Origin of the sequence: Sphaerisporangium melleum, from assembly GCF_014646695.1 — a bacterium.
GTDB lineage: Bacteria > Actinomycetota > Actinomycetes > Streptosporangiales > Streptosporangiaceae > Sphaerisporangium > Sphaerisporangium melleum.
Genome location: NZ_BMNT01000047.1, coordinates 49,256 through 61,383, shown reverse-complemented (window position 1 = coordinate 61,383; position 12,128 = coordinate 49,256). Strand labels below are relative to the sequence as shown.

The following is a 12,128-nucleotide window of genomic DNA, read 5'->3' as shown; positions in this document are numbered from 1 at the left end:
CCACCGGCACCCAGGACCTGTACCTGCGCTTCACCGGCGGCAGCGGCAACCTGTTCAACGTCAACTGGTGGCAGTTCACCGCCGGAGGTGGCGGCGGCCAGAACGTCTTGACCAACGGCGACATGGAGAGCGGCACGACCGGCTGGACCGCGTCCGGCGGAACGCTGTCGTCCAGCACGAGCGCCGCGCACGGTGGCACCCGGTCGCTGTCGATCACCGGGCGCACGGCCTCGTGGAACGGCCCGAACCAGAACGTGACCGCCAGACTCACCAACGGCAAGAGCTACACCACCAGCGTCTGGGTCCGCGCGCAGAGCGGCACACCCAGCGTGAAGGCGACCCTGGCGCTCACCGCCGACGGCACGACGCGGTACCTCCAGCTGACCCCGGCGGCGACCGCGAACACCAGCGGCTGGATCCAGCTCTCCGGCACGGCGACCGTGTCGTGGACCGGGACGTTGTCCAGCGCCTCGTTCTACGTCGAGACCGCGTCGGGCACCGACGGCTTCTCCATCGACGACGCCTCCTTCCAATAAGCGCCCTCGTTCCCGTGGGCACAGCGCCGGGCCGGTACCGGAGGCGGCCGCCGAGACGTCCCTCGGCCCGCCTCCCGGGCCGGCCCGGCCTGCTTTTCGGGGAACGGGAAGTTGGCCAGAGCTGTACCGGACGATTGCGGCTTCTGTGGTGCCCCGTCGGCCGGTCTCGGGTAGGGCGGTCCGTGACGCTCGCCGCGGCCGCCTGAGCCGCGGACGACAAGAGCACCGATTGCGCCGCCGTCCTCCCCGGGAGGGGACGGGCGCGGCAGGCCGGAGCCGACCATGAGCGACCAGCGAAGGTGGACCAGCGACGCCCGCGAGACCGTGGTGTCGGCGATCGGCGGCGTCGCGGGCGCCGTGGCCGACCCGCGTGAGGGCCTGCGCCGCCTTGCCGCGTCCCTGCTCTCCCCGAAACCCCTCGCCGTCGGCGCCGGCCTGGCGCTGGCGTACGTCCTGGGGTGGCGGTGCGGGAGGCGGACCGCGTCCCGCTGATCGGACGGCACGGCCGGCGCGACGACCTGGAGGCCGGCATGAAGGAGATCGTCGGAGAGAGCCTGGCCAGGCGGCTGGTCGAGTGGGGGGTCGACACGGTCTTCGGCCTGCCGGGCGACGGCATCAACGGCCTGATGGAGGGCTTCCGCCGCCAGCGGGAGAGACTCCGGTTCGTCCTGGTTCACCACGAGGAGGCCGCCGCCTTCATGGCCACCGGCTACGCCAAGGCGACCGGGCGGCTCGGGGTGTGCGCCGCCACCTCCGGGCCGGGCGCCATCCACCTGCTGAACGGCCTGTACGACGCCAAGCTGGACCACGTGCCGGTGCTGGCGCTGACCGGCATGCAGGAGACCTCGGTCCTCGGCACCTACTACCAGCAGGAGGTGCACCTCGACCGGCTGTACCAGGATCTCGCCGCCTACAACCTGGTGATCACCAACCCGCAGCAGCTTCCTGGCGTGGTCGACCTCGCGATCCGCACCGCGCTGTCGCGGCGCACCGTCGCCCACCTGAGCTTCCCCAACGACATCCAGGTGGCGGTGGCCGGCGAGGACCCCTACCGGCACGTCGGGCCGGGCGGCCCGCCCAGCAGCCTGCCCACGTGGTCGCGCCCGCCGTTGCGCCCCGAGCAGGAGGACCTGGCGCGGGCGGCCGAGGTGCTGTCGGACGGCGAACGCGTCGCGATGCTGGTCGGCGTGGGCGCCCGGCACGCCCGCGAGGAGGTGCTGGCCGTCGCCGAGCGGCTGGCCAGCCCGATCGTGAAGACCCTCCCCGGCAAGTTCGTGGTGCCCGACGACCACCCGCTGACCACCGGCGGCCTCGGCCTGCTCGGGACCCGGCCGAGCGAGGAGCTGATGGAGGAGTGCGACACCCTGCTGATGGTCGGCACCTCCTTCCCCTACTCCACCTACCTGCCCGCGCCCGGCCGGGCGCGGGTGGTGCAGATCGACGTCGACCCGAGCCTGGTGGGCATGCGCCGGCCGACCGAGGCGCCGGTCGCGGCCGACGCGCGGCTCGCCCTGCGGGAGCTGCTGCCGATGCTGGAGCCGGCCGCCGACCGGTCGTTCCTGGCCAGGTACCAGCGGAAGATGGACGCCTGGCGGGCGGACATGAAGGCCCTTCAGGACCCCTCCCGCGACCCGATCGCCCCGCAGTACCTGATGGGCTGCGTGGACGAGACCGCGTCCGGGGACGCCATCTTGACCTGCGACTCCGGCACCATCGCCACCTGGGCGGCCCGCCACTGGACGATCCGCGGCGGCCGGGAGTTCTACCTGTCGGGCAACCTCGCCACCATGGCCCCCGGCCTGCCGTACGCGATCGGCATGCAGCACGCCTTCCCCGGCCGCCAGGTCATCGCGTTCGTCGGCGACGGCGGGTTCGCGATGCTCATGGCCGACTTCCTGACCGCCGTGCGGCACGACCTGCCGATCAAGGTGGTGATCAACAACAACAACTCCTACGGGCAGATCCTCTGGGAGCAGATCGTCCTCGGATACCCCGAGTACGCGGTGCGGCACCGGCGGCCCGAGGCGGACTTCTCGGCCTGGGCCCGGGGCTGCGGGGCGTTCGGCGTCAAGATCTCCGACCCCAGGGAGCTGCCGGGGGCGCTGCGCAGGGCGTTCTCGCACGACGGCCCCGCCCTGGTCGACTGCGACGTCAACCCCGACGAGCCGCCGATGCCAGGCAGGGTCAAGTACGAGCAGGCCAAGGCGTTCACCGAGGCGTTCCTGCGCGGCCAGCCGCACAAGGCGAACATCCTGGCGACCGTCGCCCGTGACAAGTTCAGCGAGCTGCGGCCATGAGCGCCACGACCCGGCGCCCGCCCGGCCTGGCCCCGTTCCCACTCGCGGGGGCCGCGCCGCCGGTGGACGTGGCGGCGCTGCGGCGCGACCTTGCGGCGGCCGTGGACGGCGAGGTCCGCTTCGACGCGACCCTGCGCGGCGCCTACTCCACCGACGCCTCCAACTACCGGCAGATCCCCCTCGGCGTGGTGTGCCCCCGGACGGTCGAGGCGGCGGTCGCGGCGGTGGCGGTCTGCCGCCGGCACCGGGTCCCCGTGCTGTCGCGCGGCGGCGGCACCAGCCTGGCGGGGGAGTCCACCAACACCGCCGTCGTGCTCGACTGGTCCAAGTACTGCCACCGGCTGCTGGAGGTCGACGCCGAGGCCCGCACCTGCCTGGTGGAGCCGGGCATCGTCCTGGACCGGCTCAACGAGCTGCTCCACCCGTACGGGCTGGAGTTCGGTCCCCGGCCCAGCACCCACGACCACTGCACGATCGGCGGGATGATCGGCAACAACTCCTGCGGGTCCACCGCGCAGCGCACCGGCAAGGTCGTGGACAACCTGGTGGAGATGGAGGTGCTGCTGTACGACGGCACCCGCATGTGGGTCGGCGCCACCGGCGACGAGCGGTACGCGCGCATCCGGGAACGGGGTGGCCGCGAGGCGGAGGTTTACGAGCGGCTGCGCGCCCTGCGCGACGCCTACCTGGGGCAGATCCGCACCCGCTATCCCGACATTCCACGCCGGGTGTCCGGCTACAACCTCGACAGCCTGCTGCCCGAGCGCGGGTTCCACGTCGGCCGGGCCCTGGTCGGCTCGGAGGGGACGCTGGTGGTCGTGCTGCGCGCCAGGCTCACCCTGGTGCCCGTCGTGCCGGCCCGCACGATGGCCTACATCGCCTTCCCCGACATCGCCGCCGCCGCGGACGCCGTACCGGCGATCCTGCCGCACGCGCCCATCGCGCTGGAGGGCATCGACGACAAGCTGATCAACTTCGAGCGGATGAAGCACCTCAACCCCGAGGCGGTGGCCCGGCTGCCCAAGGGAGGGGCGTGGCTGCTGGTCCAGATGGGCGGGCGTGACGAGCGGGACGCCGACCGGGCGGCCGACGCGATGCTGCGCGCCCTCGGCACGACCCGGGACGACCCCCGCGTCGGGATCTTCGACGACGAACGGCTCGAAGAGGAGATGTGGCTGATCCGCGAGTCCGGGCTCGGCGCCACCGCCCGCGTGCCGGGGCTGCCGGACACCTGGCCGGGCTGGGAGGACTCGGCGGTCTCCCCGGACCGGCTCGGCGGCTACCTGCGCGACCTGCGGGCGCTTTATGAGCGGTACGGCTACCAGACCGCGTCGCTGTACGGGCACTTCGGGCAGGGCTGCGTGCACAGCCGCATCCCGTTCGATCTGACCGGCGCCGAGGGGGTGCGGCGGTTCCGTTCGTTCATCGAGGACGCCGCCGACCTGGTCGTCTCCTATGGCGGGTCCTTCTCCGGCGAGCACGGCGACGGGCAGGCGCGTGGCGAGCTGCTGCCCAAGATGTTCGGCGCCGACCTGGTGCGCGCCTTCGGCGGGTTCAAGGCGATCTTCGACCCGGACGGCATGATGAACCCCGGAAAGGTCGTGGACCCCTACCCGCTGGACGGGTTCCTGCGCCTGGGCGTGGACTACGACCACGGAGACGTGCCCACCCACTTCGCCTACCCCGATGACGAGGGGAGCTTCGGCCGGGCCGTGCTGCGCTGCGTGGGAGTGGGCAAGTGCCGGCGCGAGCACGGCGGCGTCATGTGCCCCTCGTACATGGTCACCCGGGCCGAGGAGCACTCCACCCGGGGCCGGGCGCGGCTGCTGTTCGAGATGCTGGACGGCTCCGCGCGCGGTGGCGCGGTCACCGGCGGATGGCGCTCGGAGGCCGTGCACGAGGCGCTCGACCTGTGCCTGGCCTGCAAAGGCTGCAAATCGGACTGCCCGGTCAACGTCGACATGGCGACCTACAAGGCCGAGTTCCTGTCCCACCACTACCAGGGGCGGCTGCGGCCCCGCGGCCACTACGCGATGGGGTGGCTGCCGGTGTGGGCCGTGCTCGCCTCCCGCGCGCCGCGGATGGTGAACGCCCTGTCGCACGCCCCGGTCCTGGACCGCCTGGCCAAGGCGGCGGCCGGCGTCGACCGGCGCCGCACCCTGCCGCTGTTCGCGCCGCGGACCTTCCAGGACTGGTTCGCCGGCCACCGTCCCGCCGGGAACGGGGCCCGGGGCGAGGTCGTGCTGTGGCCGGACACCTTCACCGCCCACTTCCACCCCGACATCGCCATCGCCGCCGTCGAGGTGCTGGAGTCGGCCGGCTGGCGGGTGAGCGTCCCCGAGCGGGCGGTCTGCTGCGGCCTGACCTGGATCTCCACCGGCCAGCTCGACCTGGCCAAGAAGGCCCTGCGCCGCACCCTTTCGGAGCTCTCGCCCGCCCTGCGGGCCGGCACGCCGGTCGTCGGGCTGGAGCCGAGCTGCACCGCCGTCTTCCGCGACGATATCGCCGGGCTGTTCCCCGACGTTGAGGACGCGCGGCGGTTGCGCGCGCAGACCGTCACCCTGGCCGAGCTGCTGCACCACCACACGCCGGGCTGGCGTCCGCCTCAGGTGCCGCGTACGGCCCTGGCACAGGTGCACTGCCACCAGCACGCCGTGCTCGGGTACGCCGCCGACCGGGCCCTGCTGCGCGACGCGGGGGTCGACCTCGACGTGCTCGACTCCGGGTGCTGCGGGCTGGCCGGGAACTTCGGCTTCGAGCGGGGCCACTACGAGGTCTCCGAGGCGTGCGCCGAAAGGGTGCTGCTGCCCGCAGTCCGCCACGCGCCCGCCGAGGCCGTCGTCCTGGCCGACGGGTTCAGCTGCCGCACCCAGATCGAACAGAGCGACGCCGGCGGCCGCCGGGCCCTGCACCTGGCGCAGGTGCTGCGGGCCGGCCTGTACCGGGACCGGGGCGTCTCGCCCCGGCCCGAGCGGACCTACGCCGCCCGGCCTCCCGCGCCATCCACCGCGGCGCGCGTCACCGCCGCGGGTGCCGTGGCGGGGCTCGCCGTGGCGGCGCTCGGCGGATCCGCGGCCGGCCTGGCCGCCCTGGCCCGCGCGGTGCGCACCCGTGCCCGACTCGTCCGGGCACGCGGCCGCGGGGCGCCGCGGAGCGGGCGGTGACGATCGCGCTGGACGCGCGCGCCTACCGGATCCCGACCGACGGACCGGAGGCCGACGGCACCCTCGCCTGGACGAGCACCACGATCGTCGTCGTGCACGCCACCACCGAGGGGGCCCGGGGCCTCGGCTGGACGTACGCCCCGGCCGCCACGGCGGGGGTCGTGAGCGGGCTGCTGGCCCCGGCGGTCGCCGGCCTCGACCCGGACGACGTCCCCGCCGCCTGGACCGCGATGGCCGCCCGGGTCCGCAACGCCGGGCGGCCCGGCATCGCCGGGATGGCCGTCTCGGCGGCCGACTGCGCGCTGTGGGACCTCAAGGCCCGCCGCCACGGCCTGCCCCTGACCCGCCTGCTCGGCGCGGCCCGCGCCACCGTCCCGGTCTACGGCAGCGGCGGGTTCACCACCTACGACGAGGAACGCCAGCACCGGCAGCTCGCGCACTGGACGGAGGAAGTCGGCATCCCGCGCGTGAAGATCAAGATCGGCGAGTCGTGGGGCCGGCGCCCCGACCGCGACCTGCGCCGGATGGCCGCCGCACGCCGCACCATCGGCGACCACGCCGAGCTCTTCGTGGACGCCAACGGCGCCTACACCCGCAAACAGGCCGTCCGCGTCATGCGCCGCGCCGCCGACCTGGACGTCCACTGGCTGGAGGAACCGGTCTCCTCCGACGACCTGACCGGCCTCGGCGTGGTCCGCGACGCGGTGGACGCCGACGTGGCCGCCGGAGAGTACGGCTACGACCTGGCCTACTTCGAGCGCATGGCCCCCTACGTGGACTGCCAGCAGATCGACGTCACCCGCTGCGGCGGGATCAGCGAGTTCCTGCGCGCCGCCGCCGTGGCCGCCGCCCACGGCCTGCAGGTGTCCGGCCACTGCGCACCCCACCAGCACCTGGACGTCGCCGCCGCCGTGCCCAACCTGCGGCACCTGGAATGGTTCCACGACCACGCGCGCATCGAGGCCATGCTGTTCGACGGCGCCCGCCCCGCCGAGGGCGGCGAGCTGCGTCCCGACCACCGCGCCCCGGGCAACGGCCTCACCTTCAAGGAACCCGACGCCGACCACTGGCGCGTCGCCTGACCTGCGTGCCAGCGCCGCGGGAAACTTCGGCGAGCGGGAGCCGGGGCGGGCTTGAGACGTCTCAGGGACGAGGACAGGCCGCGAGCCGGACCTGGACGCGGCGCCCTGGTCCGCCCATCGGGGGAGCCGCTCAGGCGAGCAGTGAGGCGACGTGGCGGCCCGCGGCGGCCGAGGCCACGAACCCCGCAAGGTCCTCGTCCAGACCCCGGCCCATGGTCGACAGGCGGACCGGAGAGGTCGCGAGCGCATCGCGCAGCCCCTCGACCGGCACCCGCACCAGCTCGTGCCGCTCGGCCAGGACGGCGGCCTGCTCCCTGACCTTCTCGCCGAACGCCCCCGGCAGGTCGGGAACGACGACCTGGGCACGGGCCAGGGCCACCCGCCCGTAGGCGGTCAGCGAGTGGTGCGACACCCCGACGTGCCGCTCGCGCAGATCGCCCTCGCTCACCCGCAGCGCCGCCACCGGACGCCCGCCGAGCACCGCCGCGGCGTTCACCGCCTCGCCCGCCGACACCCCGGAGAAGCCCCAGCGGGTGCCGGTGCCGAGATTGCCCGGGCCCTGGGCCACCACCGCGACGTCCGCGCCGAGCACGTGCCGCGCGGCCAGCAGCCCGGTGTGCACGGTCACCGCCTCGACGTCGCCGCCGAACGACTGGCCGGTGGTGACCACCCCGCACAGCCAGCCGAGCTCGCGCAGCCGGGCGGCCGACATGGAGAACCACCCCGGCAGGGCGCCCCCGTCCAGCATCACGTACGCCACCCGCAGGCGCTCCGGGACGCCTTCCGGCCCCTTTGTCCCGCCCTGCGGGCCGTGGGCGCCGTACAGGCCGCACAGGACCGCCGGGAGCGCCGAGTGCAGGTCGGCGACCACCACCGGCATCCCGTCGAGCGAGTCGGCCTCCCGCAGGATCTCGTGATGCGGGGAGTCCTGCTCGTCGGCGCCGAGCACCGTGGCCTGCAACGGCGTGTACCGCGCCTTGACCAGGTGCCCGGGTCCTTGCGGATCTTCCGGCAAACGGTCCGGCAGGGCCACTACCATGGCGTAGCCTCCCGTACCGAGGCCCATGGCGAGCGCGGTCGTGTTCAGCAGCACCGTGTCGCCGGGTTCGGGGCGGCCCACCAGCGGGGGGTAGGCCAGGGCACGGCAGTTCCCCTCGGCCAGGGTCACGTCCAGTTCCACCGCGCCCGGCCACTCGCGCCGGACCGCGACCACCTCGCCCTTGCGCCATCTGATCACGGGCCAAGGGTAGCGTCACAGGGAGAAGGGAGGCCCGATGTCCCGGCGGAAGACCGAGCGGCTGCTCAACCTGGTCATCTGTCTGCTGTCCACGCGCCGCCCGCTCAGCGCCGAGCAGATCCGCCAGGCGGTCCCCGGCTACGACACCGGGAACGACGAGGCCTTCCAGCGCATGTTCGAGCGCGACAAGAACGAGTTGCGCGAGATCGGCATCCCCATCGAGGTCCACCGCGACCCGTGGGAGGACGAGCCGGGGTACCGCATCCCGCGGCAGGCCTACGAGCTGCCCGAGATCACCCTGGAGGCCGACGAGGCCGCCGTCCTCGGCCTGGCCGCCCAGGTGTGGCAGCGGGCCAACCTCGCCGAGGCCGCCGGCGGCGCGCTGCTGAAGCTGCGCGCGGCAGGGGTGGAGACCGACGAGTCCGCAGGCGGGCCACTGGAGTTGCGCGTCGACACCCGCGACCCCTCCTTCCCGGCCCTGTGGGAGGCCGTGCGCGACCGCAGGGTGGTCCGCTTCGACTACCGCGCGGCGGGCAGCGAGGTGCTGCTCACCCGCACCGTCGAGCCGTGGGGCGTGGTCAGCCGGCGTGGGCGCTGGTACGTCGTCGGCCACGACCGCGAGCGCGCCGCCCCCCGGGTCTTCCGGCTCAGCCGCATCACCGGCCCGGTCACCCCGGTGGGGCGGCCCGGAGTGGTGGCCGTCCCCGCGGACGTCGACATCCGCTCGATGGTGGGCCACCGCGACGACAGCCTGGCCCCCGAGCGCACCGCCACCATCCGCATCCGCGAGCACACCTGCCAGTGGCTGCGGCAGATCGGTTCCGTCCGGCCCGGGGAGGGCGGCTGGGACGAGGTGACCGTCGAGTTCGCCGACCCCGAGTGGCTGGCCGGGTCGGTGGTCGGCTTCGCCGCCGACGCCGAGGTGACCGACCCGCCGGACCTGCGTGACGCGGTGATCCGCCGCCTGAAGGGAGCGCTCGCGTGAACGGTCCATGTCGCCGGGCGCCCGCGCCCGGCCGGACGCACGAGGCGAAGGGAGTGCCCGCGTGAGCACCGCCGACCGGCTGCCCAGGCTGCTCGCCCTGGTGCCCTACCTGATGTCCCACCCCGGCGCCCAGGTGCCCGAGGTGGCCAAACTGTTCGGGCTGACCGAGAAGCAGCTCGTCGACGACCTGCAACTGGTGTGGATGTGCGGCCTGCCCGGCCACACCCCCGGCGACCTCATCGACGTCTCCTGGGACGGCGGCGAGATCCTCATCGACAACGCCGACACCATCGCCCGCCCGCTGCGGCTCGGCATCGACGAGGCGAGCGCCCTGCTGGTCGCGCTGCGCATGCTCGCCGAGCTGCCCGAGTTCGCCGAGGGCGACGCCCTGGCCCGGGTGATCGCCAAGCTCGAACGGGCGGCCGGCGAGGGCGCGGCGGCGGTCAGCAGCCAGGTCGCCTTCGACCTCGACCCGGCCCCCGACGCCATGGCCACCGTCCGGCAGGCCCTGCGCGCGGGCCGCCGGCTGTCGCTGCGCTACTACGTGCCCGGACGGGACGAGATCACCCCGCGCGAGGTGGACCCCACCCGGCTGGTGATGGCCGACGGCCGCTCCTATCTGGAGGGCTGGTGCTACCGCGCCGACGGCATGCGGCTGTTCCGCCTCGACCGCATGATCGGTGTGGAGATGCTGGACGTCCCGGCCGACCTGCCGGAGGACGCCGAGCCGATCGACATCACCGACGGGGTGTTCCGGCCCTCGCCGACCGACGAGCTGGTCGTGCTGGAGCTGACGCCCGCCGGGCGCTGGGTCGCCGAGTACTACCCGTGCGAGGAGGTCAGCGAGCTGGGGGAGGGCCGGCTGCGGGTCACCCTGCGCGCCCGCGACCAGGGCTGGATCGTCCGGCTCGCGCTGCGTCTCGGCGACAGCGGCCGGGTCATCTCCCCGGTCTCCCTGGCCGACCGGGTGCGCGAGACCGCCTCCGCGGCCCTGGCCCACTACGAGACATGTGTATGACCCGCCGCCCTCCGTCCCGCGCCGCCGGGTGACCGTTCGGGACCTGTCCGGTGGGTCCGGGTGGAACTTTCATCGCGGCTGCGCCGGTGCCGGGCGGGCCGGGGAGAGACGGCGCGAGAGACGGTCGAGATCGGCGTCCGGGACGAGCGATCGGCGGCGTGGCTCGGGCGGGCTTCGGTAGAGTTCGCGGTCATGACCTCGATCTTCGTCGCGGTGGGCCTGGCCGTCACGGGCCTGGTGCCGCTGGCCGTGCTCTCGTCCCGCGTGGTGGTGGCCGCCCGGAGTCTGACACGTGAAATCGAGCGGGCCAACGACCGTCTCGCACCAGCAGAAAGCCGGTTCAAGGCCCTGATCGGCACATCTCGCCGGGCACAGGGGTGAAGGAAGGGGTGGCGGCAGCGTACGATCGAGCTTGAGAACGCACGTCGCTCGGCGTAAGGATGTGTCATGCCCACACTTGGTCCCATGGAATGGATCCTCATTCTGCTGGTCCTCGTCCTTCTCTTCGGTGCCAAGAAGCTTCCTGACACCGCCAAGGCGCTGGGTCAGTCGCTGCGCCTGTTCAAGAAGGAGACCAGCAAGCTCAGCGAGGAGGACGAGGCCCGGGCCGCCGCCCAGACCACGACCGCGACCGCTCAGCCCGCTCCGGCTCCGCAGCAGGCCCTGCCGACCCCGACGCCGTCCGTCGAGGACCGGCTGCGCCTCCTGGAGGAGGAGAACGCCCGTCTGCGCGGCGCCCAGGCTGCCGCCCGCCCGCAGGACACCCCGGTGAACGGCGCTCCGCTCTCCCAGGCGCACAAGGAGCAGGGCTCCGCCTGACCGGCGCCGCGCCGGTCTTCGACCGCTCGCGAAAGTCCCGTCCCTGACAGCTCGGAAGACCAGGACGCCCGATGGCTTTGCTCAAACGGTCCAGCCCGGCCGGCGGCGAGAGCCGGCCCGCCGCCGATCTCGACGGCCGCATGTCGCTCATGGATCACCTCCGTGAGCTGCGCAACCGCCTGGTGAAGGCGATCCTCGGCCTCACCCTGGGCACCGTTGTCGGATTCGTCTTCTTCGACCGTCTCTGGGACTTCATGGTCGGGCCGTACTGCCGGCTGCCGGCCGCCTACAAGCTCAAAGCGGGCGAGTGCACACTCGTCCAGCAGAGCGTGTTCGAGGGCTTCATGGTGAACCTCCAGGTCGCCCTCATGTTCGGCGCGGTGGTGGCCGCGCCGATCTGGCTGTACCAGATCTGGGCCTTCGTCACCCCCGGCCTCTACCGCAACGAGCGGCGCTACTCGCTGTCGTTCCTCGGCCTGTCGGTGCCGCTGTTCGCCGCCGGTGCCGCGCTGGCCTACATCACCATGGACAAGGGCCTGTCGCTGCTGTTCGGCTTCGCCCCGGACAACGTGATCCAGCTCATCAGCATGGACCAGTACGTCGGGTTCCTGCTCGCCATGCTGGTGATCTTCGGCCTGTCGTTCGAGGTCCCGCTGCTGCTGGTGTTCCTCAACTTCATCGGCGTGCTGCCGTTCCGCCTGGTGAGCAAGCACCAGCGCATGGCCATCTTCGGCATGTTCGTCTTCGCGGCCGTCGCGACGCCGAGCCAGGACCCGATCACCATGCTCGCCCTGGCGCTGCCGATGGTCGGCATGTTCCTGCTCGCCGAGTTCATCATGTACCTGCACGACCGCAAGAAGGACGAGATCGAGGCCCAGCGCCAGCGCGAGCTCGAAGAGGAACTCGACGGCACCGCCTCGACCCCCCTCGACTAGGCCTGCTCGCCGGATCAGGCGCGAAGCCGGATGACGAGGGCCGCGAGAGTGATGG

The 12,128-nt window shown here is 73.3% G+C and carries 11 protein-coding genes; 10 read left to right on the top strand and 1 reads right to left on the bottom strand.

Annotation, left to right across the window (positions count from 1 at the left end; all coding sequences use genetic code 11):
- From IEY93_RS32080 to IEY93_RS32060, 5 genes are all read left to right on the top strand, one after another.
- Positions 1-536: carbohydrate binding domain-containing protein (locus tag IEY93_RS32080; protein WP_229691659.1), on the top strand; the 536-nt coding region annotated here is incomplete at its 5' end.
- 282 nt (positions 537-818) lie between these two features.
- Positions 819-1,028: a hypothetical protein gene (locus tag IEY93_RS32075; protein ID WP_189166911.1), complete on the top strand. Its 210-nt coding sequence runs from the start codon at positions 819-821 to the stop codon at positions 1,026-1,028.
- The gene (locus tag IEY93_RS32070; protein WP_229691658.1) at positions 1,001-2,833 is read left to right on the top strand and encodes a thiamine pyrophosphate-dependent enzyme; all 1,833 of its coding nucleotides are present in this window, start codon (positions 1,001-1,003) and stop codon (positions 2,831-2,833) included. Before IEY93_RS32075 ends, IEY93_RS32070 begins: the two co-directional genes overlap by 28 nt.
- Positions 2,830-5,997 carry an FAD-binding and (Fe-S)-binding domain-containing protein gene (locus tag IEY93_RS32065; protein ID WP_189166910.1) on the top strand — a complete coding sequence of 1,056 codons (3,168 nt, stop codon included), beginning with the start codon at positions 2,830-2,832 and terminating at the stop codon, positions 5,995-5,997. The genes IEY93_RS32070 and IEY93_RS32065 overlap by 4 nt, the downstream gene beginning before the upstream one ends.
- Positions 5,994-7,079: an enolase C-terminal domain-like protein gene (locus IEY93_RS32060; protein ID WP_189166909.1), complete on the top strand. Its 1,086-nt coding sequence runs from the start codon at positions 5,994-5,996 to the stop codon at positions 7,077-7,079. The genes IEY93_RS32065 and IEY93_RS32060 overlap by 4 nt, the downstream gene beginning before the upstream one ends.
- A gap of 130 nt (positions 7,080-7,209) precedes the next feature.
- Here IEY93_RS32060 and IEY93_RS32055 read toward each other — a convergent pair whose 3' ends face one another.
- Positions 7,210-8,316: a DUF3866 family protein gene (locus IEY93_RS32055; RefSeq protein ID WP_189166908.1), complete on the bottom strand. Its 1,107-nt coding sequence runs from the start codon at positions 8,314-8,316 to the stop codon at positions 7,210-7,212.
- 37 nt (positions 8,317-8,353) lie between these two features.
- Between IEY93_RS32055 and IEY93_RS32050 the strand changes: the two genes are divergently transcribed.
- The 5 genes from IEY93_RS32050 to tatC all read left to right on the top strand — a co-directional run bounded on the left by IEY93_RS32050 (position 8,354) and on the right by tatC (position 12,073).
- Positions 8,354-9,301, top strand: coding sequence for a helix-turn-helix transcriptional regulator (locus IEY93_RS32050; protein ID WP_189166907.1), 948 nt, complete (start codon positions 8,354-8,356; stop codon positions 9,299-9,301).
- A 61-nt stretch (positions 9,302-9,362) separates the two neighbouring features.
- The gene (locus IEY93_RS32045; RefSeq protein WP_229691657.1) at positions 9,363-10,319 is read left to right on the top strand and encodes a helix-turn-helix transcriptional regulator; all 957 of its coding nucleotides are present in this window, start codon (positions 9,363-9,365) and stop codon (positions 10,317-10,319) included.
- 192 nt (positions 10,320-10,511) lie between these two features.
- A complete protein-coding gene (locus IEY93_RS32040; RefSeq protein WP_189166905.1) occupies positions 10,512-10,700 on the top strand; it encodes a hypothetical protein in 189 nt (62 codons plus the stop codon).
- Between the two features lie 66 nt (positions 10,701-10,766).
- On the top strand, positions 10,767-11,138 hold the full coding sequence (gene tatA, locus IEY93_RS32035) for a Sec-independent protein translocase subunit TatA (RefSeq protein WP_189166904.1): 372 nt from the start codon (positions 10,767-10,769) through the stop codon (positions 11,136-11,138).
- A gap of 71 nt (positions 11,139-11,209) precedes the next feature.
- Positions 11,210-12,073: a twin-arginine translocase subunit TatC gene (gene tatC, locus IEY93_RS32030; RefSeq protein WP_189166903.1), complete on the top strand. Its 864-nt coding sequence runs from the start codon at positions 11,210-11,212 to the stop codon at positions 12,071-12,073.
- Positions 12,074-12,128: the final 55 nt, after the last annotated feature.

Excerpts from the sequence above, each read along its gene's own strand:
- IEY93_RS32075 (WP_189166911.1), top strand. The coding sequence starts at position 819 with ATGAGCGACCAGCGAAGGTGGACCAGCGACGCCCGCGAGACCGTGGTG.
- IEY93_RS32065 (WP_189166910.1), top strand. The coding sequence starts at position 2,830 with ATGAGCGCCACGACCCGGCGCCCGCCCGGCCTGGCCCCGTTCCCACTC.
- IEY93_RS32050 (WP_189166907.1), top strand. The coding sequence starts at position 8,354 with ATGTCCCGGCGGAAGACCGAGCGGCTGCTCAACCTGGTCATCTGTCTG.
- IEY93_RS32040 (WP_189166905.1), top strand. The coding sequence starts at position 10,512 with ATGACCTCGATCTTCGTCGCGGTGGGCCTGGCCGTCACGGGCCTGGTG.
- tatA (WP_189166904.1), top strand. The coding sequence starts at position 10,767 with ATGCCCACACTTGGTCCCATGGAATGGATCCTCATTCTGCTGGTCCTC.
- tatC (WP_189166903.1), top strand. The coding sequence starts at position 11,210 with ATGGCTTTGCTCAAACGGTCCAGCCCGGCCGGCGGCGAGAGCCGGCCC.